Origin of the sequence: Streptosporangium sp. NPDC001559, from assembly GCF_042893955.1 — a bacterium.
Taxonomy (GTDB): Bacteria; Actinomycetota; Actinomycetes; order Streptosporangiales; family Streptosporangiaceae; genus Streptosporangium.
Window position 1 is genome coordinate 127,377 of sequence record NZ_JBIAVG010000017.1, and the last position, 22,613, is coordinate 149,989.

Sequence of the window (22,613 nt, forward strand, 5' to 3'; positions counted from 1 at the left end):
CCTCCACGTTACTTGTGGGACACAGGCGGTTACTCTAGGTGACGATAGCGACGGGATTCCAGAAGTCCCTCCAGGTAAGCCCTTGGAATCGTCAAGAAGGCACAGGCCACCTGGATCACCTCACGAGAGGCGTCGAGACCGAGGCCGTGGCGTCCGACGAGCGGGGGCAGGGCGCGGGCGGCGGCCCACAACTCCTCCATGCGCTCGACCACGCGGTCGACCGCCCGGGCCTGGGCGCCCTCCGGGAAGGCCTCCGCCCTCGCGGCGGGAACCGGAGGAACGGACGGGGAAGACGGGACGGCCACGACCGGCGGACGACCCGTCAGCAGGACGTCGCACCAGGTCACCACGTCGCCGCCCGCCTCGGCCGCCGCGCGCCACCGGCGGCTCTCCTGGAGCGCGGCCGGTACCTCGACCCCGAGACACGGTTCGGCCAGGTCCAGCAGCTGCCGCCCGAACCCCGCCCCGGCCGGTACGGCGAGCCCCGAGACGAACCGCTCGCGCCACCTCCGGCTCATCCCGGGAGCGCAGGACCCCCACAGGTCGGCGAAGGCCCGTTCGGCCGGGGCGTGCCCCGGTTCGCCGCCCCCGGCGACCGCGAGCACCCCGGGAAGAGCCGCGGGTTCGCGGCGCAGCCGGGTCAGCAGGGTCAGCCAGCGGGCGAACAGTGTGGCCGTGCCGGTGTCGTGACGGGCGAACGCCCGCCCGGCCAGCCGGTGGACCTCCTCCGCGGGGTCGGCGTCAAGACCGGTCCTGCGCGCCCAGTCGATGACCGCCGCCTCGATCCGGTGCGAGGACGGGTGCATGGGGCAGGGCGCGGACAGCGCCGCCAGCCGTTCTCTGAGCGGGACTCCGGGCGAGACCGCCCCCCGTGGCGTGTTGAGCCGGGTACGCATCGTTCTCCCCCAGAAGGACGTCGGCGGGACGTGGTGTGCGAGGGCCGGGCCGCCGGGGCGGAGCCGGGAGCCCGTCACGGCCCGGGGGTCCCGCCTCGCCGTGGCACGGCCGCCGCGGGCCATCGGGACGGCCGTTCGGATGATCGGCCGTACGGTGTCCCCGATCCCGGCCCGCCGGTGCGCGCGGGCCGGTGGCCCGCATTGTTTCGCCTGGTCACCGCAGGTTCCAGTACCTCTCGCGCCGGGCGTGTCCCGCTCTCGCGGCGACCTCCCGCGGCCTCCGCGGGGCCGTACGGCGGGGGCGGGGACGCGAAGGGACACAACGGGTGACACAGGAAGGGCGGGAAAGGGGCGAAACGGCGTCTCGCCGCCTTCTCCGTAACGTGTCCGAAACACTGAGCGGGCAGACTGGTAGAAGGCCAGGCGTGTGCCCGCAGACGTGCACCGTGTCGGCCTCGGCAGTGGAGGAGAGAGGCTTTGGACCGCCAGCAGGAGTTCGTTCTCCGTACCCTTGAGGAGCGCGACATCCGGTTCATCCGGTTGTGGTTCACCGACGTGCTCGGGTTCCTGAAGTCGGTCGCCATCGCCCCCGCCGAGCTTGAGGGGGCCTTCGCGGAGGGCATCGGCTTCGACGGCTCCGCGATCGAGGGCTTCGCCCGCGTCTACGAGTCGGACATGCTCGCCAAGCCCGACCCGTCGACCTTCCAGATCCTGCCCTGGCGCAGCGAGACACCTGGTGTGGCCAGGATGTTCTGCGACATCCTCATGCCGGACGGCTCACCGTCGCACGCCGACCCGCGCTGGGTGCTCAAGCGGACCCTGGCCAAGGCCTCCGACATGGGCTTCAGCTTCTACACCCACCCCGAGGTCGAGTTCTTCCTGCTGAAGGACAGGCCGGAGGCGGGCAGGCGGCCCGAGCCGATCGACGACGGCGGCTACTTCGACCACACTCCGCACAGCTCGGGGCACGACTTCCGGCGCAGCGCGATCATGATGCTGGAGTCGATGGGCATCTCGGTCGAGTACAGCCACCACGAGGGCGCCCCCGGTCAGCAGGAGATCGACCTGCGCTACGCCGACGCTCTCACCACGGCCGACAACATCATGACCTTCCGGCTGGTCATGAAGGAGGTCGCGCTGGAGCAGGGCATCTGGGCGAGCTTCATGCCCAAGCCGTTCACCGAGCACCCCGGCTCCGGCATGCACACCCACATGTCGCTGTTCGAGGGAGACCGCAACGCCTTCTACGAGCCGGGGGCCGACTACCAGCTCTCCAAGGTCGGCCGGTCCTTCATCGGCGGGCTGCTCGCGCACGCCGCCGAGATCACCGCCGTCTGCAACCAGTGGGTCAACTCCTACAAGCGGCTGTGGGGCGGCGCCGAGGCCATCGCCGGGGCGGGCGGCGAGGCGCCGAGCTACATCTCCTGGGGGCACAACAACCGCTCCGCCCTGGTCAGGGTGCCGATGTACAAGCCCCACAAGAGCGGTTCGACCCGCATCGAGTTCCGCTCGCTCGACTCGGCCTGCAACCCCTACCTCGCCTTCGCGGTGATCCTCGCGGCAGGCCTGAAGGGCATCGAGCAGGGATACGAGATGCCTCCCGGCGCCGAGGACGACGTCTGGGCGCTGACCTCGGCGGAGCGCCGGGCGCTGGGCATCCAGCCGCTGCCGCAGTCGCTCGACGAGGCCATCGCCGTGATGGAGCGCAGCGAACTGGTCGCGGAGACCCTCGGCGAGCACGTCTTCGACTACTTCCTGCGCAACAAGCGCGCCGAGTGGAGCGAGTACCGCCGCCAGGTCACCGAGTTCGAACTCGGCCGCTACCTGCCGGTGCTGTGACGGTCCGCGGGGTGCGGCAGGGGGCCGTACCCCACCTGCCTCACGCGGGCGCGTCCCGGGCGCGGTAGGGTTCAAGCGCGCGGGCGGTTCCGGCGCCCGTACCCTGTGACCCCCGATCATGCGGGCTGCTTCGGCGTGCCCGCGACCGGCCGGTCCGCGGGGCGCGGGCCGGGCGAGGTTTCGCGGAGACGACCGGCGGGCCGTCCCCGAAAGACTCGCCGGCAAGGACGCGCCCCCCGCGGTTCCCCTCAGGACGGCGGGTGGCAAGGCGCCGTTGACCCGCTCGTCACCGTCACCTGGTTCGCTGACCCCGTGGCGGCTCCGGTAAAATCAGTCGGTCCATTTATAGGGATTTTTCGAGGACAAATCGCCGTAAAGGGCGATTAGGAGGTGCCGTATGACAACGGCTGCCGAGCTGCAGACCGTGGTGACCGTCCCGGCGCGTTTCCGTGGGCCCGAGGGCTCAGCGAACGGCGGATGGATCGCGGGCACGGTCTCCCAGGCGTCGCACGGCGCCCGGCACGACTCGGCCGTCGAGGTCACACTGCACGCCCCCACACCGCTGGAGACCGAGCTCTCCCTGCGGCACCTGGCCAACAGCGCGACCCTCACCGACGGGGAGACCCTGCTCGTCGAGGCCATCCCGGTCGCCGAGCGGCTCAACGCCCCCGACTTCGTGCCCTTCAACGAGGCCGCCCGTGCTGAGAGCGGTTTCGCCGGGATCGCCGGGCACCCCTTCCCCGGCTGCTTCGTCTGCGGTCTGCGCGACCCGGGAGACGGCCTGCGGATCTTCCCCGGCGCCGTGTCCGGCGGCGAGCTGGTCGCCGCGGGCTGGCGGGTGCCGATGACCGTCACCGACGAGGACGGCGTCGTCCCCGACGCGCTCGTCTGGGCGGCACTCGACTGCGCGACCGGCTGGGCCCACTTCGGACCCGGCGAGTCGGCCCTGCTCGGCAGGCTGACCGCCAAGGTCGAGCGGCGTGTCTACCCCGGCGGCACCTACTCCGTCGTCGCCCGCGCCACGGGTCGCGAGGGCCGCAAGCTCTTCGGCGAGAGCGCCGTCTACGAGGTCGACGGCACCCTGGTCGCCGCCGCCAAGGCCGTCTGGATCACCTCCGCCTGAGGTCGTACGGGGACCGGGGGCCGCACCCCTCGTATCCCATTGAAGACCGATATGGGGTCCGGTACGGCTTTCGCCGATAATTGCGGCATGAGAATCACCGTCGTCGAGAACGAAGCCGGAGCGGGCCTGGGCGCCTTCGCCGGATGGCTGGCCGACAGCGGCGCCGAGTGCGAGGTCGTCCGCCCCCACCTTGGAGAGCCGATCCCGCGGCGGGCGCGGGACGGCCTGATCGTGCTCGGCGGGACGGCGGCGGCCTGGGAGGACGAGCGCTTCCCCTGGCTGCCCGAGACCCGCGCCCTGATCAGGTCCTCCGTCGAGAACGGCGTGCCGACCCTGGGCGTCTGCCTGGGCGCCCAGCTGATGGCGCTCGCCTGCGGCGGCTCCGTAGAACGCGGTGAGCCCGGCCTTGAGGTCGGCGTCACCGAGGTCGTCCCCCTCCCCGCCGCCGCCGACGACCCCCTGTTCACCGGATTCGGCCCGGTGCCCGCCGTGCAGTACCACGGCGACGCGGTGACCCGGCTGCCCGAGGGGGCCGTGCCGCTCGCCACCGGCGACCCCTACCCCAACCAGGCCTACCGCCTGGGCGAGAGAGCCTGGGGGGTGCAGTTCCACCCGGAGGCGGACGTCGAGGTCTTCACCGACTGGACCGGTCAATCCGCCGACCACCTGACCGGGCTCGGCCACTCGGTCGAGGAGCTCAACGCGGGGGTCAAGGCGGCCGAGGAGGACCTGACCCGGACCTGGCGGACCTTCGCGCGGCGTTTCGCGGCCGTCGTCGAGTCCACCGGGGAGGGCACGGACACCGCTGGCTGATCGGCGCGGCCGTATCGGGTGGGGATGACGGGGCGGTGATCGGGGAAGGCCACACCCGTGCCCGGTGACCGTGGACGAGGGAGGGTGAGCGCCGTGCCCCGGATGGAGACGACCGCGGGACGGATGGCCAGGCTCGGTTTCGCCGACGCGGCCAGGGCGGGCCGGCTGTTCGGCGAGCTGGGCACGCGGGCGGCGAGCGAGGCGGGCCTGCTCGACTCCCTCGTGACGACCGCCGACCCCGACCTGGCGCTGACCTCGCTCAACCGGCTGGCCGAGCGGGACGAGGAGGCCGTCGAGGCGCTCACCGCCGACCCCGTCCTGCGGGCGCGCCTGCTGGGCGTCTTCGGGGTCAGCGCCGCGCTCGGCGACCACGTGGTCAGGCACCCGGAACACCGGCACCTGCTGGACGGCACGCGGGACCTGAGGCGTCCCGCCGCCTCCGAACTCCGTGCCTGCCTGCTACGGGCGGTCGGCGCCGACCCGGCGGACCCCGAACCCAGGGCGGCGGCCACCGGTACCGAGACCCTGGTCGCGCTGCGGGTCGCCTACCGGGCCCGCCTGCTGTGCCTGGCCGCCCGTGACGTCCTGGGCCAGGCCTCGCTCGCGGAGGTCGCCGCCGAGCTGTCCGACCTCGCGGGAGCCGCGCTTGAGGCGGCGCTGGCCGTGGCCAGGGCCGAACACGACGACCCGGGGACGGTACGGCTCGCCGTCATCGGCATGGGCAAGTGCGGGGCGCGGGAGCTCAACTACATCAGCGACGTGGACGTCGTCTTCGTGGCCGAACCCCGGGAGGGCGCGGAGGAGACCGAGGCCATCCGGCTGGCCACCCGCCTGGCCCAGGGCATGATGCACGCCTGCTCGGCGGGCACCCCCGAGGGGGCGCTGTGGGAGGTGGACGCCGCGCTGCGTCCGGAGGGCAGGTCCGGGCCGCTGGTGCGCACCCTCGCCAGCCACCGCGCCTACTACCGCCGCTGGGCCAAGACGTGGGAGTTCCAGGCGCTGCTGAAGGCCCGCCCCGTCGCGGGAGACCTCGAACTGGGCGAGCAGTACGTCTCGATGACGAACGAGATGGTCTGGCAGGCGGCCACCAGGGACCGGTTCGTCGAGGACGTGCAGGCGATGCGCCGCAGGGTCGAGGCCCACGTGCGCGGTGACGAGGCGGAGCGTCAGATCAAACTCGGGCCCGGCGGGCTGCGCGACATCGAGTTCGCGGTGCAGTTGCTGCAGCTCGTCCACGGCCGCCTCGACCCGCTGCTGCGCCGCCGCGCCACGCTTCCCGCGTTGGCCGCGCTGTCCAGGGGAGGCTACGTCGGCAGGGACGACGCCAAGGCGCTGGCCGAGGCCTACACCTTCCTGCGCCGGGTCGAACACCTGATCCAGCTCTACCGGCTGCGCCGTACCCACGTGGTGCCGGAGGGGGAGGGTGACCTGCGGCGGCTCGGGCGCGGGCTGGGCATGACCGTCGATCCGGTCGGGGAGTTCACCGTCCGGTGGCGGCGGCACGCGATGGAGGCCAGGCGCCTGCACGAGAAGCTGTTCTACCGGCCGTTGCTGCAGGCCGTGGCCCGGCTGCCCGAGTCGGAGGACCGGCTCTCGACCTCCGCGGCGCAGGCCCGCCTCGAGGCGCTCGGCTACGCGGACCCGGCCGGGGCGCTGCGTCACATCAGCGCGCTGACCAGCGGGGTCTCCCGGCGGGCCGCGATCCAGCGGACCCTGCTGCCGGTCATGCTCGGCTGGTTCGCCGACGCCCCCGATCCGGACGCGGGCCTGCTCGGCTTCCGCCAGGTCTCCGACAGGCTCGGCGCGACCCCGTGGTACCTGCGGCTGCTGCGTGACGAGACCGCCGTCGCCTCACGCCTGGCCAGGCTGCTGGGCACCAGCCGCTACGTGACGGGCCTGCTGTTGCACGCCCCGGAGGCGGTCGCGATGTTCGGCTCGGACGCCGACCTGGCCCCCCGGGCCCCGGAGGCGCTGCTGGCCGAGGCGCGGGCCACCGTCGGGCGCTACCCGGGCGAGGCGGAGAGCGCGGTCGCCGCCGCCCGCGGGCTGCGGCGCAGGGAACTCGTCCGTACGGCCGCCGCCGACCTGTCGGGGCTCCTCGACGTGGAGCGGGTGGGGCAGGCTCTGTCGGCGCTGAACGACGTGACCGTCCAGGCCGCGCTCGACGCCGCGATCGGCAAGGTGGAGATGGAGCGGCGAGCCCCGCTCCCCACCAGGTTCGCGGTGATCGCGATGGGCCGTCTCGGCGGCCTCGAATGCTCCTACGGCAGCGACGCCGACGTGATGTTCGTGCACTCGCCCCTGGAGGGGGCGGCGGAGCGGGAGGCGACGGAGGCGGCCTTCGCGGTCGCCAACGAGCTGCGCCGCCTGCTGGCGCTGCCCGCCCCCGACCCGCCGCTGCTCATCGATCCCGACCTGCGTCCCGAGGGCCGTCAGGGACCGCTGGTGCGCACACTGGCCTCCTACGCCGCCTACTACGGGCGCTGGTCGTCCCCCTGGGAGTCCCAGGCTCTGCTGCGCGCCCGCCTCTCCGCAGGGGACGCCGCGCTCGGCGCGGAGTTCCTCGCCCTGGCCGACCCGGTGCGCTATCCGGCCGGGGGCATCCCCGACGCGGCGGTGCTGCAGATCCGCAAACTGAAGGCCAGGATGGAGGCGGAACGGCTGCCCCGGGGCGCCGATCCCGCCCTTCACACCAAGCTGGGCAGGGGAGGCCTGTCGGACGTCGAGTGGGTCGCGCAACTGCTGCAACTGCGCCACGCGGGGCCGCTGCCGTCGCTGCGGACCACCCGGACCCTGGAGACGCTGCGCGCCGCGGTCGCCGAAGGGCTGCTCTCCGAGGCGGACGAGGCCGCGCTCGCCGGGGCCTGGCGGCTCGCCTCACGCGTCCGGGACGCGATCATGCTGGTCAGGGGCAGGGCCGCGGACTCCATCCCGGTCGACGTCCGTGAACGCGCCCTCATCTCCCGCACTCTCGGCTACCCGCCCGACGACAGCGGGGATCTCGTCGAGGACTACCGCCGGGTCACCCGCCGCGCCCGTCTGGTCATGGAACGCGTGTTCTACGGCGAGTGAGCGTTTTACCGGTTTCCGGTGATGTTGTTGCGCCTCCAGGGACGGACGTGTATCAACGGTGCGGGTGATCTACTGTGATATCGGTATACGTTGACCTGGCCATCGGCCTGGTGCTGGCCTTCCTGCTGCTGTCGCTCCTGGTGAGCGGTGTCAACGAGGCCATCGTCAGGCTGCTCGGCATCCGCAGTAAGTTCCTGTGGGCCTATCTTCGTGACACGCTCGACGGCGGGCGGGGCAAGGGCGTCTCGTGGATTCCGTCGAGGGTCCTCGACGTCTTCGCGCGGCTCCCCTTCTCCCGGCACGATCCGAGGCCCGTGCACGATCCCGACCCCGCACCGCCGGTGGTCGAGCCCGTGCCGGTCGATCCCGAGGTGGTGCTCGCGACGGAGGCTCCCGCGCCCGCGGTCGACATGACCAAGCGGCTCTACGAGCGCCTGCAGGAGATCGACCGTCCCGAGGGCGCCAGGACCAGCATCGCCGACATCCCGCCCGAGCGTTTCGCCTGGGCGCTGCTCGAACTGGTCGCCGCGGAGAAGGAGGGCGTCGAGGGGCTGATCGCCAAGCTGGAGGCCGTACGCAGCCCGCTCGCCGGACACCTGAGGGGTGTCTGGGAGGGCGCCCAGCGCGACATGGGCAGGTTCCGCAAGGGCGTGGAGGACTGGTTCGACGGAGAGATGCAGCGACTGTCCCGGCTCTACCGTCGTTACGTCAAGTGGGTGGTCTTCACCCTGGCCGTGGCGCTGACCCTGCTGTTCAGCATGGACTCGCTGGAGTACGGCAAGAACCTGCTGCGGGACAACGCCTACCGGGCCGCGGTCGCGGCCATCGCGGGCGGCGGGGAGAGCACGACCGAGCTGAAGGACTCCCTGAGGGACAGGTGCGCCGTCGCGGGGTCCGTCGAGCCGTACTCCTGTGTGACCGAGGTCTTCAGCTCCCCGGCACTGGTCAAGATCTTCGACCACGCGGTGATGAGCGTGACGATCCCCGCGGGCGACTCCGGTCCCTCCTTCACCTTCAACGTCGGCGCCTGGTGGAGCCGTCTGACCACGGTCGGCCACTGGCCCGGTTACCTGATCACGGTGTTCGCCCTGCTGTTCGGCGCCTCCTTCTGGTGGGACGTCCTGCGCAGGCTCACCGGTATCCGCGGCAGCCGTTCGAGTTGATAAAGGGAGGACGCCTCCGTATGGTTGGGTGAACCGGAGAGTGCCTCCGGTAAATCCTTCGGGAGTGCGACCCATGAGTGTGGATCTCGGGCGTATCGGCGTGTGGACCTTCGCCTTCGACGGCAGGCCCGCGACCGAGGTGCGGGAGGCCGCGGCCGAGCTGGACGAACTGGGCTACGGCGCGATCTGGTTCGGTGAGGCCTTCGGCAGGGAGGCGCTCACCCAGGCGGCGCTGCTGCTCGGGGCGACCGGGCGGCTGGCCGTCGCCACCGGCATCGCCAACGTCTTCCTCCGAGACCCGATCGCCATGGCCGCGGCGGAGCGCACCCTCGCCGAGGCCTTCCCGGGCCGCTTCCTGCTGGGTCTCGGCGGGCACCGCACCGTGGACCAGCCCGCAGGTCTCCTGCCGCACCACGGTCGTCCCGTGCCCACCATGCGGGCCTACCTGGACGCGATGGACCGGGCGCCCCTGCAGGGTCCGGCGCCGGCCGAGTCCTCGCCCCGCGCCCTGGCCGCCCTCGGCCCCGGGATGCTCAAACTCGCCGCGGAGCGCACCTGGGGCGCCCACACCTACTTCGTGCCGGTCGAGCACACCGCCAGGGCCAGACAGGTCATGGGGCCGGGAGCGCTGCTCGCGGTCGAGCAGACGGTCGTCCTCGACCGGCCCGAGCGCGCCCGCGAGATCGCCCGTGGCTTCGTCGCCGGGTACGGCCAGGCGCGCCACCAGGTCGAGAACCTCGAACGGCTCGGCTTCGGTGAGGACGACCTGGCCGGGGGCGGCGGCGACCGGCTGGTCGAGGCCCTGGTGGCGTGGGGGGACGCCGGGGACATCGCCGGACGGGTGCGTGAGCATCTCGACGCGGGCGCGGACCACGTCTGCGTCCAGGTCCTGTCGGCGGAGGAGGGCCTGCCCGTCCGGCAGTGGCGCGAGCTGGCCCCGGCCCTGCTGGAGCTTTGAGCTTAAGCGGATATTTCTACATATAACGGAAATATCCGGCGAAATCCTTGACGGTGGTGATCGGATCGATCCTGATCCTCGTCCCGGTTCGCAGCGCGTTGATCATCTTGCCGTCGCCGACGTAGACGCCCACGTGGTGGGTCTTCACCCGGCCGCCGAGCCTGCCGTAGAACACCAGGTCACCGGGGCGCGCCGCGGAAGCGGGAATCCTGCTCAGCCGCCGGATGTGGTCGTCGGTGTTGCCGGGCCCGAGCACGTCCCCGCCGTAGGCGAGCGAGTAGACCCACCTGACGAGTCCCGAGCAGTCGAGCCCCCGCGTGGTCGTCGCCGGGCACGGCTTGATCGATCCCCGGTAACCCACACAGGTGCCGAAGGAGGGCCCGGGAGCCTCGTCGTGACCGCCGCCCCAGGAGTAGGGGATCCGGCCACCCCGCCAGCCGGGCTGCTCCTGCCCGGCCTTGATCGCGTAGGCGATGGTGGTCACCCGCTTCAACAGGGCGGGCAGAACCGGCACCGACCCCCCGCAGGCCAGCAGGGTCCCCACGAGCACGACCGCGAGCGTCGGCCATCGCGGAGAGGCCCTCCGGCGTTCCCACCCACCGCGATCGTCAGGCTGCTTCCGGGGCATTCCGTTACGGTACCGCCACTTCTGTCCGAGTGATCCACCCGGTTGAAGCCGTTGGAGCGCCTCCGAATACCCACTCCTTGTCGCAACGACACGACACCGGGCCCGTAACGGCGCGGAGACCCTGCTTCGATCGGTGCGTTCGTACGTCGGACGCACTTTCTGGCAATCGCGCGAACCTGTCAGAAGGCGAGCTGGAGCACCGCGGAGCCGACCGTCGCTCCGACGGAGGCCAGCAGCAGCCAGAAGCCCCAGCGGATGAGCAGGTACTTCCTCAGGACGATCACGCTGATCGCCCTGATCTGCTCGGCCAGTTCGATCAGGTCGCCGTCGGTACGGCCGCGCAACGCCTTGGCGATCTCCTCAGCGGAACGGTAGCGCCGGATGTCCCCGAAGTAGGTGATGCCGAGGGGCCGTCTGGTGATGCGCGGGTACACCGCCTTCGCCAGGCAGAACAGGGCGGCCAGCGCGCACCCTGCCCCCGCCCACCACAGCCACTGCAGGGCCGTGTGCAGCTTCAGCGGTGACCAGTTCCCCGCGAGCAGGCCACCGGCGACCGCGCCGATGCCCACCCCCGCGACGCCCAGCAGCACCTGTGCCTTGGCGTCGGCCCGGTTGAGCTCCTCGCGAGCCTCGGCGAGCATCCGGGTGCCGTGCGCGCGCGCCTGGGTCTCGGGGTTCGATGGCACTGGCGTGGCCGTCCTGGTCATCCACCGGAACACCGTGTCCCCCTAATTGAGTGAACCCCGGCAACCGCCGCGAAGACGGCGAAGTGCCGCACGACAAGATCGCACTCTACGCGACACCCAGCGGCATGCGGCAGCGGAATCCGCGAGACGTCGCGGGAGCAGACGACCGGCCGAGGAGGATGCCCTTGGCCGGCGGAGAGCCGTACGCCTCAGGCCTGGACGGTCAGGCCGCCGCGCGGCAAGGGATCGGTTTCTCTCGACGCGATGGCCTTCGGGAGCGGCGAAACGCCTCGGGCGAGCGGTCCGGTTCCGCCTGGATCCGATGGACTTTCACCTCGGGTGGAGTCGGTACCGGACCAAGGTCGCGTCAAGCCCCAAGATGTCGAGCCATGGACCTGGTTCTCGGCATCGACGCGGGCGGCACGTCATCCCGCTGCGCGGTTCGCACCCTCCACGGAGACCCCGTCGGCTACGGCCGCTCCGGGGGCGGCAACCCCACCGCGCACGGTGCGGCCGTCGCCCGGTCGAACCTCGCCTCGGCGGTGCGTCAGGCGCTGGGCGCCCACGATCCGGCGTCGGTGCGCGCGGCGGTCGCCGGTGTGGCCGGATCCTCCGCCTCTCCCGATGACCTGACCGAACTCTGGGCCGCACTGGGACTCGGCGTCTCACCCCGCGTGGTGGGAGACGTCGAGATCGCCTTCAGCGCCGGAACCGCGGCCCCCTCGGGAACGGTACTGATCTCAGGGACGGGGGCGATCGCTGCGGCCATCACAGACCGGTCGATCACGGCCGTCTCCGACGGCTACGGCTGGCTGCTCGGCGACACCGGCTCCGGCTTCTGGCTCGGCCGCCAGGCGGTCGGCAGCGTGCTCGACACCCTGCGCCACGGCACACCCCCGTACGGAACACTGGCGGAGACCGTGGTGGAACGGCTGCTGGGAGCTGTGGGGGCACCACTCGGCCCGGATCGGGTGAATGAGGTGATACGGGCGGTCCACGCTCGCGCGCCCCTGGCACTCGCCGAGCTGGCGCCGCTCGTCACCGCCGCGGCGGAAGCCGGGGACGCCACCGCCACGAGCCTGGTCACGCGGGCGGCCACCCACCTGGCCGACACCGTCGCCAAGGTACGCGCGCCGGGGGACACCGGCCCGATCGTCCTGGCGGGCAGCGTGCTGACCGGGAGCGGTCCGCTCGGCCACGCCGTAGGGGACCGGCTGGCCCGGCGCTGGAACGCCCCGGTGACGACGGCGGGCGACGCGGCGTGCGCCGCCGCGTGGCTGGCCGCCCGCGACCTGGTGTCCGACCCCGCCGCCCTGCACGCCCGGATCATGCGAACGTGACGCGCTCCTCCCCGTCAGGAGGGAAGGAGGGCATGCGAAAGGCCGCCGGGCGCCCTGAACGGACGGCTGCCCGACGGCCTCACGCCGCATTGTCTCCGCGGGTCAGGGCGCTGGTTCACACGTCGTAGTAAAGCTCGAACTCGTGGGGGTGGGGACGCAGGCGGATGGGGTCGATCTCGTTCTCGCGCTTGTAGGAGATCCAGGTCTCGATCAGGTCCGGGGTGAACACGCCGCCTTCGAGAAGGTAGTCGTGGTCGGCCTCCAGCGCGTCGAGCACCTCACTGAGCGAACCGGGGACCTGCGGAATGCTGCGGGCCTCCTCCGGAGGAAGCTCGTAGAGGTCCTTGTCCACCGGCTCCACCGGCTCGATCTTGTTGCGGATGCCGTCGATCCCGGCCATGAGCTGCGCGGCGAAGGCGAAGTACGGGTTGCAGGACGGGTCGGGCACCCGGAACTCGATGCGCTTGGCCTTCGGGTTGGAACCCGTGATCGGGATACGGATGCACGCCGAGCGGTTGCGCTGGGAGTAGACCAGGTTGACCGGAGCCTCGTAGCCGGGGACCAGGCGGTGGTAGGAGTTCACCGTCGGGTTGGTGAAGGCCAGCAGCGACGGGGCGTGCCTGAGCAGGCCGCCGATGTAGTAACGGGCGGTGTCCGACAGGCCCGCGTAGCCGACCTCGTCGTAGAACAACGGCGCGCCGTCCTTCCAGAGCGACTGGTGGCAGTGCATGCCGGAACCGTTGTCGCCGAAGATCGGCTTGGGCATGAAGGTGACGGTGTGGCCGTGCTCGATGGCCGTGCTCTTGACGATGTACTTGTAGAGCATCATCGTGTCAGCGGCCTTGAGCAGCGTGTTGAACCGGAAGTCGATCTCGGCCTGCCCGGCGGTGCCGACCTCGTGGTGCTGCATCTCCACCGGGATGCCCGCCTCGATGAGACGGCGCACCATCTCCGAACGCAGGTCGGTGAAGTGGTCCATCGGCGGGACCGGGAAGTAGCCGCCCTTGTAACGCGGCTTGTAGCCGAGGTTGCCGCCCTCCTGGGCCTTGCCGGTGTTCCAGGCGCCCTCGATGGAGTCGATGTGGTAGTAGCTGGCGTGCGCGCTGGTCTCGAAGCGGACGTCGTCGAAGATGTAGAACTCGGCCTCCGGTCCGAAGAAGACCGTGTCGGCGATGCCGGTCCCCTTGAGATACTCCTCCGCCTTGCGGGCGACGTTGCGCGGGTCGCGACTGTAGGCCTCACCCGTCAGCGGGTCGTGCACGAAGAAGTTGATGTTGAGCGTCTTGTGCCGGCGGAAGGGGTCGAGCACGGCCGTCGAGGGGTCGGGCAGCAACAGCATGTCCGACTCGTGGATGGCCTGGAAGCCGCGGATCGAGGAGCCGTCGAACATGAGGCCGTCGGTGAAGACGTTCGCCCCGAAGTTCTCCGTGGGGAACGTGAAGTGGTGAGTCGTCCCGGGCAGGTCCGTGAACCTGACATCGACGAACTGCACCCCCTCGTCCTTGATGAACTTGAGGACGTCGTCGGCGGAGTTGAACACGCGAACCTCCCAAGGGGACGAGCTTTCAGCTCGAAAGTAGGCTTGAGCCGTTACCGCCCCGTGTCTCATTTGTTTCACCCGTGTTAAGGAGAATCGCCCCACGTTAGTCCTGGAATGCGGCCGTACCGGGCGGGAGAACGCTTCCTTTGCCGGACTTTTCACGTGCGGGAGGCGAGCGTGCACTCCTCGTCGCGCGGCTCCCGGTCGAGCTCGTAGGGGTCGACCGGGGCGCCGGTGGCCTTGGAGAGCTCCTTGTCGGGGACGGAGTCGTCGTAGTACGGGTGGACGAAGCCGTCGTCGACGTCGCAGCGGGCACCCGTGACGGCCCCGCCGTTCCACTTGACGGGCCACACGACCAGCCGGCCGTTCTCCCGGTAGGCGATCACCTCGCCGATGCTGTGCACGATGATCCGCTCGCCCTGCCCTGTCTGCCCCGGCCGTCGTACGGCGTAGACGAACAGGTAGTTCACCGTGATCCTCGCTCCGCTACGGCCCTCCTCGTGGAACGAGGCATACTTCGTCCGCCCGTTGACCTTGATCACGTCGGTGGCCAGTTCCGCGGCCTTGGGGGCCAGGCTGGTGACCCAGTATCTGGTGTTGAAGTGGCCCTTCTTCGTCTTCCTGTTGTCCAGGTCCTTCAGGAACCACTCACGCAGTTCCGGAGGGAGGAGCCTCACCAGCGCCGTCGGCCTGCCACCCGCGAGAGTCTTGCGGTCGAGATGGGCCGCCGCGAGCATGTCCCGGGTGCTCTTCAGGGCGGTGGCGACGTCCTTGCGGCTCAGGCCGCCCGTCGCCCGGGCCTTCGGCGACGTCAGTCCCTTGACACCCTCGGCGTAGTCCTTGGCGGGGGACCCCTCGAACGGGGAGACGGGCTCGGGGGTGACGGGGACGGGCGCGGTCTCCTCGGGAACCGGGCCACCGTGGTTCTCCCGCGCCTGAAGGAAACGGGCGGAGAGGGCCTCGCCCACCGGGGTGACCCACCCGGGCCGGTAGACGGCGACCAGTCCGGCGGCCACGACGAGGACGAACGCCACGAGTGAGGTGATCCGCCGTCTGCGGCGACGCCTGTAATGCGGCAGGTGAGACCACGCCTTCTCCATCCTCCGCCGTTCCTCGCGCTCGATCTGCGAGGTCAGGGCCTTGAAGCGCCGGTTGATGTCGTCGTTGTCAGTCATTGGGGGTACTCCGGGAAGGGAGGGCGGAAGATCATGACCATGATGTACTGATCACATGGCCAATGTGGCCGTTTGGGGGAGTTCGAGGGCGACCTCGGGGGCGGATACCGTTGCACCATGAACAGCAGGCAGCAGCCCCGTTGGACCCAGACCTGGCTCGGCGGCGTCAGATCCGCCGGAGTCGACCTGGGCTATCCGGGGGAAAGGCTCGGACTGCCCCAGGAGGGCAGCGGATCGGTCGCCGGATTCGGGCGCAGGATCGGCGCCCTGGTGATCGACTGGCTGATCTGCACCTGGGCCATCACCCAGGGACTCCTGCGGATCGACCCGACCCACCAGAGCTGGGTCCCGGTCGCGGTGCTCGCCGCCGAATACCTCCTGCTCGCGGGCACCATGGGCATGACCTTCGGCATGCGCCTGACCGGCATCAGGATCGCCGCGCTCAACGGCGGCCGCGCCCCGTTCCCCTCGATCGTCGTGCGAACCGTGCTGCTGTGCCTGGCCGTACCCGCGCTGATCTGGGACCGCGACCAGCGGGGGCTGCACGACCGCGCCGCCGCGACCGTGGTCGTCCGTATGTGAGTTACGGCCGCACGCAGGTGAAGATGGCCGTCCCCGGCAGCAGGCGGCCCCGCAGCGGGCTCCAGCCGCCCCACTCACGCTCGTGGCCGACCGGCCACTCCGGCTCGGTCAGCCCGCGCAGCACCAGACCGGAGGCGACGATGTGCCCCACCCAGTCGGCCATCGTGCGGTGGTGCTCGACGTAGGAGGCCTTCCCGTCCGCACCGACCTCCACGTACGGCGAGCGGTCGAAGTAGGACCGGTCGGAGGTCAGTCCGGCCGGGCCCGGATCGTCGGGGAAGGCCCAGCGGATCGGATGGCTCACCGAGAAGACCAGAAGGCCCCCCGGACGCAGCACCCGGCGGACCTCGGACAGGACGGCACCCGGATCGGCCACGAACGGCAGGGCGCCGAAGGCCGAACAGGCGAGATCGAACGACTCACCGGCGAACGGCAGCGCCTCAGCGTCGGCCTGGACGACCGGCAGCCCGGAACCACTGTCCAGATCGATCCGATGAGAGTGCTGAAGCTGCCGGAACGACAGGTCGAAGGCGACGACCCGGGCCCCCTGCCCGGTCAGCCACCGCCCGCACTGGCCCGCGCCACAGCCGATCTCCAGCACGTCCCTGCCCGCGACGTCGCCCAGCAGCCGGGCGTCGGCCTCGTCCAGACCCTCCGGGCACCAGACGAACCCGCAGTCACGCAGGAAGCCGCCGTGCTCGGCCTGGTACTCGTCCGCGGCGCCGTCCCACCAGCCGCGGTTGGCCCGCGAGGTTTCCTCGGCGCCCACCCGGCGTCGGTCGATCCCCGCCACGTCCATCAGCGCATCTTGGGGCGGGGCATCTTCGCACCACGCGGCAGCGGGCCCTTGGGCATCGGCAGCGTCTGCGACAGGGCCTTGAGCCTGTTATTGACCTCGTAGACTGCGGGCTTCTTGAGGTTCCTCGGCAGCTTCATCAGGTGCCGCTGCAGCTTGGCGATGGGCACCTGACCCTCGCCGTCACCGGACTGGATGTCGTAGACGGGGACGTCCAGAGCGACACGCTGGACACGCTTCTTCTCCGCGACCAGCATCTTCTGCACCCGGGAACCCGGCCCCTCGGAGACGAGGATCACACCGGGAAAACCGACCACGCGGTGCACGATGTCCTGATCACGGTTGACCGCGACGGCGGGAGCGACCTCCCACGTGCCGCGCATGCCCTGCAGGATCGCGGCGGCCGCGCCGGGCTGGCCGTGCAACATGGAGTACTGCGCGCGCTGGGCGAGCTGGCCGAAGACCACCAGGCCGACGGTCAGCGACAGCATCACTCCGATGAAGAGCAGGTACCAGATCGAGCCCGTGACCAGGCCGATCACGACGCACAGCGCGAACGTGCCGAGCGCTGACGCGTAGACGATCGGCATACCCTTCGGGTTCGCCTGCTTGATGATCCCCGCGATCATACGGAGCTGCTTGATGCGCCCCGGGCGCTCTTGGTCTTCGGGCTTCTTCGCCATGACTTGAGGATACAAATTCCGGGGTCAAGAAATGAAAACGTGACCTGCCGTCCCACGGGAGTTCCGGTGACCGGGAAGGGTCACCGGGCCCCGCGGACGACGACGGTCAGGCGTACCTGCGGGCTTCGATGGCCTGCTGGTACAGACGGCCCGCCCGGTAGGAGGAGCGGACCAGCGGTCCCGACATGACCCCGGCGAAGCCGATCTCCTCGGCCTCCTTCTGGAGCTCGACGAACTCCTGGGGCTTGACCCAGCGGTCCACCGGGTGGTGGCGGGGGGTCGGACGGAGATACTGGGTGATGGTCAGCAGGTCACAACCGGCCTCGTGCAGGTCACGCATGGCCTGCACGACCTCCTCCCGCTCCTCGCCCATGCCGAGGATCAGGTTGGACTTGGTCACCAGACCGGCCTCACGACCCCTGGTGATCACTTCGAGGGAACGCTCGTAACGGAACGCGGGACGGATTCGCTTGAAGATCCGCGGCACGGTCTCGATGTTGTGCGCGAAGACCTCGGGCTTGGCGGAGAAGACCTCCTCAAGCTGCCCCTGGTCGCCGTTGAAGTCCGGCACCAGCAGTTCGACGCCGCACCCCGGCAGCAGCGCGTGGATCTGCCGCGCGGTCTCGGCGTACAGCCAGGCACCGCCGTCCGGCAGGTCGTCACGGGCCACTCCGGTCACCGTGGCGTATCGCAGGCCCATCTGCTGAACCGACTCGGCCACCCTGCGGGGCTCGTCGGTGTCGTACTCGGCGGGTTTGCCGGTGTCGATCTGGCAGAAGTCACAGCGCCGGGTGCACTGGTCGCCACCGATGAGGAAGGTGGCCTCCCGGTCCTCCCAGCACTCGTAGATGTTGGGACAGCCTGCCTCCTCGCAAACCGTGTGCAGCCCCTCGCGTTTCACCAGTGACTTGAGCTCGGTGTATTCCGGCCCGGTCTTCAGCCGGGTCTTGATCCACGGGGGCTTACGCTCGATGGGGGTCTGGCTGTTGCGCACCTCCAGGCGGAGGAGCTTTCGGCCTTCAGGAGCAACGGTCACATCGTTCAGCTTATGTCCAGCGGGAAGGGGGCCGCGCGCGGGGTTGTGTCCCTGTTCCTTTGCGCCGCCTGGCGGCGTCGCGGGCTTGGGCGCTTTCGGGTCGGCGCTTTCCCTCGTCGCTCATCCGCTTCGCTCCTTCGCTCCTCAGTCCAAGCACCGACGCGCCCAAGCCGACACTCCTCACGCACGGTGTCGGGAAAGCACAGGACGACACCTCTCGCGCACGGCTTGGGAAGGCTCGGTCGAGGGCGAACAGGGGGAGCGAGGGGCGATCAGCGGCGGAAGAGGTCTTCCTCGGGGAGGTCGAAGGCCTGGGCGTCCAGGGCTTCCACCAGGCGTTTCTCGGCGTACGGCGTGACCTCGTCGACCACGATCCTGCGGCCCGTCTCCGCTGACAGCGAGGAGACCCCGGCGTCGCTGATGCCGCACGGGACGATGCGGTTGTACCAGCTCGGGTCGTTGGAGCAGTTGAGCGCGAAGCCGTGCATCGTCACCCCCCGGGTGACACGGATGCCGATCGCGCCGACCTGGCGGTCTGGGAGGCCGTGGGAGGGGTCTCCGGCGACCCAGACGCCGCTGCGCCCCCCGACCCGTCCCGCCTGCACGCCGAAGTCGGCGCAGACCCGGATGAGGGTCTCCTCCAGCAGCCCCATGTAGGCGGTGACGTCCAGCCGGTCACCGAGCTTGACGATCGGATAACCGACGAGCTGGCCTGGACCGTGCCAGGTGATGCGGCCTCCCCGGTCGACGTCGATGACCGGGGTGCCGTCCGTCGGCCGCTCGTGCGCGGCGGTGCGCTTGCCGGCCGTGTAGACCGGCGCGTGTTCGAGGAGAAGACAGGTGTCGGGAATCTCGTCGGCCACGCGCCGGGCGTGAATGCGCCGCTGAAGATCCCAAGCCTGCTCGTAGGGGAAGTCAACGCCAAGACGAACGATCGCCAGCTCAGTCACGCTTAAAGAGTAGTTGACCCGCTCATGCTCAAGTCGTGAGAAGCCGAGGCTCGATGCGGAACTCCTTGACCCCGCCCTGCCCGTCGTGCTCGATCCGGTAGGCGTAACCCTTCGGGTCGACGCTCACGGCCTGGATGAACTCGGTGCCGACGTAGTGCAGCGCCACCCCCTCGTCGGCGGCGTAACCACCGGGCAGCTCGCCGGAGGCGACCGACTCGTGCAGCAGCGCGCGGCGCTGCGGCTCGGAGTTGTAGTGCACGCCGCACGAGTACGGCAGCAGCCCGAGGCCGTCGGCCCACACCCGCAGCTCGGGCCCGAAGGAGTCGGTGTTGCCGCCCACGTGCCAGCACAGCGCCCCCGCGCTCTGCCCGGCCAGCACCACACCCGCCCGCCACGCCTCCTCGAAGGCCTCGTCGAGGCCGTGCAGCCGCCACAGCGCCGCGAGGTTGGCCACGCTGCCGCCGCTGACGTAGATGACGTCCTGGCTCAGCATCCACTCGCGCGGATCGTCGACGTTGGGCATCGGGAAGACGGTCAGATGGCTGATCTCGACGTCCCAGGCCCGGAACGCGCCGTACATGCTCAGCAACCACTGGGAGTCGTCACCCGTCGCGGTGGCGAGCAGGCCGAGTCTCGGCCGGTCCTGGCCGGTCAGGTCGAGGGCGTACCGCAGCAGGGCGCTCGCCTCAATGACTCCTTGCCGTCGTGAGGCGCGGAAGGAACCGCCCCCGATGGCGAGGATGTGAGACTGCCCGGACCTGCCCATAGGTGATCTCCCAGCTGATGTGGTGGAAACAGGGACCCTAGAGTACGGCGGACAGTGCGTCGCCGAGACGGATATGCCGGAACGTGTGGCCCACCTCGGTCAGGCGCCGGGGGACCACCCGCTGCCCGGTGAGCACCCCCTCCTCGGCGAACCCGCCGACGAGGGCCCGCAGCGCGAACCCCGGTACGGCCAGCGGCATGGCGGGCCGGCGTACGGCCTGGGCGAGCGTCTTGGTGAACTCCGCGTTGGTGACCGGGTGCGGCGCGGTCAGGTTCACCGGTCCGGAGAGGCCGGGGTCACGCATGATGCGAAGCACGGCCCCGACCCAGTCGTCGGCCGTGATCCACGACCAGTACTGGCGGCCGGACCCGAGCGGCGCGCCCAGCCCCATCTTGAAGATCGGCAGGATCCTGGGCAGCATGCCGCCCTCGCGGCTCAGCACCAGGCCGGTGCGCAGCAGCGCGACCCGGATGCCCGCCTGCCGCGCGGGCTCGGTCTCCGCCTCCCAGGGCACGACCACATCCCGGGCCAGGAACCCCTCGCCGGGCGGGGACGTCTCGTCGACCTCCCTGTCCCCGGTGTCGCCGTAGAAACCGATCGCGGAGCCGGAGAGCAGCGCCTCGGGTTTGGCACCCGCCCTGGTCAGCGCGTTGACCAGGGTCCTGGTGCCCTCGATGCGGCTGCGGGCGATCTCACGCTTGACATCGGCGTTCCACCGCCGGTCGCCGATGCCCGCCCCGGCCAGGTGCACCACGGCCCGCGCCCCCTCGACGGCCGTCGGGTCCAGGACCCCCTCCGCCGGGTTCCAGAACGCCTCATCCGGCCCGTGAGGCTCACGCCGTACCAGGCGGACCACCCGCGCGCCCTCGGCCCGCAGGGCCTCGGTCAGGGCCGAGCCGAGCAGACCGGAGGAGCCGGTCACGATGATCGTCATGCCGTTCAATCTAAACAACCTCCCCCGGGGTTTTCGGGAACCGGGCGGACCGCGGACGCAGATGTCTCTCCGGGAGAGGAAAAAGACCGGGCCGGCCCGCGAGAACGCGGACCGGCCCGGAGGTGCGAAGCGGAGGCTAGACGTTGAGGCCCAGCTGGTTCTCGAAGCGGCCCTCCTCAAGACGACGCTTGATCGTCGTCAGGAAGCGGGCGGCGTCGGCGCCGTCGACCAGGCGGTGGTCGTAGCTGAGCGCGAGGTACACCATCGAGCGGACGGCGATGACCTCGCCCTCGGGGGTGTCCAGGACGACGGGCCGCTTGACGACCGCGCCGGTACCCAGCATGCCGACCTGCGGCTGGTTGAGGATCGGCGTGTCGAACAGCGCGCCACGGCTGCCGGTGTTGGTCAGCGTGAACGTGCCGCCGCCGAGCTCGTCGGGGCTCACCTTGTTGGTGCGGGTGCGCTCGGCCAGGTCGGCGATCTTACGGGCGAGGCCGGCGATGTTGAGGTCGCCCGCGTCCTTGATCACCGGGACGATCAGGCCGCGCTCGGTGTCCGTCGCGAAGGCCAGGTGCTCGGCGTCGAAGTAGGTGACCTCGTTGGTCTCGCTGTTGATCGTGGCGTTGAGCTTGGGGTGCTGCTTGAGCGCCTCGATCGTGGCCAGCGCGAAGAACGGCATGAACGAGAGCTTGACGCCCTCGCGCCGCTGGAACTCCGCCTTCGCGCGGTCGCGCAGCTGGGCGACCTTGGTGACGTCGACCTCGACCACGGTGGTGAGCTGGGCCGAGACCTGCAGCGACTCGACCATGCGCTTGGCGATGGTCTGCCGCAGACGCGACATCTTCTCGGTACGGCCACGCAGCGTGGTGTCCACCGCGACCGGCTCGGGGGCCGGGGCGGCGGCGGGCGCCTGAGCGGGGGCGGCGGCCTGCGGGGCGGGAGCCTGCGGGGCCGGAGCGGCCTGGGCCTGGGCCGCGGCGGCGCGCTCACGCTGGCTGCGGGCCGCCTCAAGCACGTCCTGCTTGCGGATGCGACCGCCGACGCCGGTGCCGGTCAGCGTCTCCAGGTCGACGTTGTGCTCGCTGGCGAGCTTGCGGACCAGCGGGGTGACGTACGGGCTCTCACCGGAGACCGCCTCGGCGGCCGGGGCGGGAGCCTGCGGGGCCGGAGCGGCCTGCGGAGCAGGAGCAGGCGCGGGGGCAGGCGCGGGAGCGGGGGCGGGGGCCGCGGCGGGGGCCGGGGCGGGCGCGGGCTGCGGGATCGAGGAGATCGGCTGAGCCGGGGCGGGCGCCGGAGCGGGCTCGGGCTCGGGGGCCGGAGCCGGGGCGGGGGCCTCGGTCTGCACGGCGCCCTCGGTGGCGTTCTCGTCGATGATCGCCAGCTCGGCGCCGACCTCGACGGTCTCGTCCTCGCCGACAACGATCTTGGTGAGGATGCCCGCGGCCGGGGAGGGGATCTCGGTGTCGACCTTGTCGGTCGAGACCTCCAGGAGCGGCTCGTCGGCCTCGACGCGCTCGCCCTCCTTCTTCAGCCAGCGGGTGACGGTGCCCTCGGTTACGCTCTCGCCGAGCTGGGGCATCTGTACGGACTTCGGCATGATGACTTCTCTCGTGTTCCGAGTGAGGGCTTCGAA

At 70.8% G+C, this 22,613-nt stretch carries 20 protein-coding genes; 8 read left to right on the top strand and 12 right to left on the bottom strand.

The window, feature by feature from the left end; all coding sequences use genetic code 11:
• Positions 1-29: 29 nt before the first annotated feature.
• A complete protein-coding gene (locus ACFYY8_RS32565; RefSeq protein ID WP_390047640.1) occupies positions 30-896 on the bottom strand; it encodes a hypothetical protein in 867 nt (288 codons plus the stop codon).
• Positions 897-1,373: 477 nt separating this feature from the next.
• Here ACFYY8_RS32565 and glnA (ACFYY8_RS32570) point away from each other — a divergent pair, with 477 nt between their 5' ends.
• The 6 genes from glnA (ACFYY8_RS32570) (at position 1,374) to ACFYY8_RS32595 (ending at position 9,864) form a co-directional block, all read left to right on the top strand.
• A complete protein-coding gene (gene glnA, locus ACFYY8_RS32570) occupies positions 1,374-2,735 on the top strand; it encodes a type I glutamate--ammonia ligase (RefSeq protein ID WP_352008797.1) in 1,362 nt (453 codons plus the stop codon).
• A 397-nt stretch (positions 2,736-3,132) separates the two neighbouring features.
• Positions 3,133-3,858 (top strand): hypothetical protein, encoded by a 726-nt coding sequence (locus ACFYY8_RS32575; protein WP_390047642.1) that lies wholly within the window; start codon positions 3,133-3,135, stop codon positions 3,856-3,858.
• 87 nt (positions 3,859-3,945) lie between these two features.
• Positions 3,946-4,671, top strand: coding sequence for a type 1 glutamine amidotransferase (locus tag ACFYY8_RS32580; protein ID WP_390047644.1), 726 nt, complete (start codon positions 3,946-3,948; stop codon positions 4,669-4,671).
• A 102-nt stretch (positions 4,672-4,773) separates the two neighbouring features.
• On the top strand, positions 4,774-7,743 hold the full coding sequence (locus ACFYY8_RS32585; protein ID WP_390047798.1) for a bifunctional [glutamine synthetase] adenylyltransferase/[glutamine synthetase]-adenylyl-L-tyrosine phosphorylase: 2,970 nt from the start codon (positions 4,774-4,776) through the stop codon (positions 7,741-7,743).
• A 74-nt stretch (positions 7,744-7,817) separates the two neighbouring features.
• The gene (locus ACFYY8_RS32590; RefSeq protein ID WP_390047646.1) at positions 7,818-8,906 is read left to right on the top strand and encodes a hypothetical protein; all 1,089 of its coding nucleotides are present in this window, start codon (positions 7,818-7,820) and stop codon (positions 8,904-8,906) included.
• A 73-nt stretch (positions 8,907-8,979) separates the two neighbouring features.
• Positions 8,980-9,864 carry a TIGR03620 family F420-dependent LLM class oxidoreductase gene (locus tag ACFYY8_RS32595; RefSeq protein WP_390047648.1) on the top strand — a complete coding sequence of 295 codons (885 nt, stop codon included), beginning with the start codon at positions 8,980-8,982 and terminating at the stop codon, positions 9,862-9,864.
• Between the two features lie 16 nt (positions 9,865-9,880).
• On the opposite strand, the gene ACFYY8_RS32600 is transcribed toward ACFYY8_RS32595, so the two are convergent.
• Both ACFYY8_RS32600 and ACFYY8_RS32605 read right to left on the bottom strand, forming a co-directional pair.
• Positions 9,881-10,414: a C40 family peptidase gene (locus ACFYY8_RS32600; protein ID WP_390047650.1), complete on the bottom strand. Its 534-nt coding sequence runs from the start codon at positions 10,412-10,414 to the stop codon at positions 9,881-9,883.
• A 257-nt stretch (positions 10,415-10,671) separates the two neighbouring features.
• Positions 10,672-11,178 carry a Pycsar system effector family protein gene (locus ACFYY8_RS32605; RefSeq protein WP_390047652.1) on the bottom strand — a complete coding sequence of 169 codons (507 nt, stop codon included), beginning with the start codon at positions 11,176-11,178 and terminating at the stop codon, positions 10,672-10,674.
• 389 nt (positions 11,179-11,567) lie between these two features.
• On the opposite strand from ACFYY8_RS32605, the gene ACFYY8_RS32610 reads away from it, so the two are divergent.
• Positions 11,568-12,518, top strand: a complete 951-nt coding sequence (locus tag ACFYY8_RS32610) for an N-acetylglucosamine kinase (RefSeq protein ID WP_390047655.1) — start codon at positions 11,568-11,570, stop codon at positions 12,516-12,518.
• 115 nt (positions 12,519-12,633) lie between these two features.
• Here the strand turns inward: ACFYY8_RS32610 and glnA (ACFYY8_RS32615) are convergent, their stop codons facing one another.
• Entirely contained in the window at positions 12,634-14,058 is a 1,425-nt protein-coding gene (gene glnA / locus ACFYY8_RS32615) for a type I glutamate--ammonia ligase (protein ID WP_390047657.1), read from the bottom strand.
• Positions 14,059-14,216: 158 nt separating this feature from the next.
• Entirely contained in the window at positions 14,217-15,233 is a 1,017-nt protein-coding gene (locus ACFYY8_RS32620) for a hypothetical protein (protein WP_390047659.1), read from the bottom strand.
• Positions 15,234-15,350: 117 nt separating this feature from the next.
• On the opposite strand from ACFYY8_RS32620, the gene ACFYY8_RS32625 reads away from it, so the two are divergent.
• Positions 15,351-15,815 (top strand): RDD family protein, encoded by a 465-nt coding sequence (locus ACFYY8_RS32625; protein WP_390047661.1) that lies wholly within the window; start codon positions 15,351-15,353, stop codon positions 15,813-15,815.
• Position 15,816: 1 nt separating this feature from the next.
• On the opposite strand, the gene ACFYY8_RS32630 is transcribed toward ACFYY8_RS32625, so the two are convergent.
• The 7 genes from ACFYY8_RS32630 to sucB form a co-directional block, all read right to left on the bottom strand.
• Positions 15,817-16,614, bottom strand: a complete 798-nt coding sequence (locus ACFYY8_RS32630; protein WP_352008808.1) for a class I SAM-dependent methyltransferase — start codon at positions 16,612-16,614, stop codon at positions 15,817-15,819.
• The gene (locus tag ACFYY8_RS32635) at positions 16,614-17,294 is read right to left on the bottom strand and encodes a DUF4191 domain-containing protein (protein WP_390047663.1); all 681 of its coding nucleotides are present in this window, start codon (positions 17,292-17,294) and stop codon (positions 16,614-16,616) included. The genes ACFYY8_RS32630 and ACFYY8_RS32635 overlap by 1 nt, the downstream gene beginning before the upstream one ends.
• A gap of 106 nt (positions 17,295-17,400) precedes the next feature.
• A complete protein-coding gene (gene lipA, locus ACFYY8_RS32640; protein WP_390047665.1) occupies positions 17,401-18,330 on the bottom strand; it encodes a lipoyl synthase in 930 nt (309 codons plus the stop codon).
• Positions 18,331-18,602: 272 nt separating this feature from the next.
• Positions 18,603-19,280, bottom strand: coding sequence for a lipoyl(octanoyl) transferase LipB (gene lipB / locus ACFYY8_RS32645; protein WP_390047667.1), 678 nt, complete (start codon positions 19,278-19,280; stop codon positions 18,603-18,605).
• A 28-nt stretch (positions 19,281-19,308) separates the two neighbouring features.
• Entirely contained in the window at positions 19,309-20,046 is a 738-nt protein-coding gene (locus tag ACFYY8_RS32650; protein WP_352008812.1) for a peptidase E, read from the bottom strand.
• 37 nt (positions 20,047-20,083) lie between these two features.
• A complete protein-coding gene (locus ACFYY8_RS32655) occupies positions 20,084-20,980 on the bottom strand; it encodes a TIGR01777 family oxidoreductase (RefSeq protein ID WP_390047670.1) in 897 nt (298 codons plus the stop codon).
• Between the two features lie 136 nt (positions 20,981-21,116).
• Positions 21,117-22,577: a 2-oxoglutarate dehydrogenase, E2 component, dihydrolipoamide succinyltransferase gene (gene sucB / locus ACFYY8_RS32660; RefSeq protein ID WP_390047672.1), complete on the bottom strand. Its 1,461-nt coding sequence runs from the start codon at positions 22,575-22,577 to the stop codon at positions 21,117-21,119.
• Between the last annotated feature and the right edge of the window lie 36 nt (positions 22,578-22,613).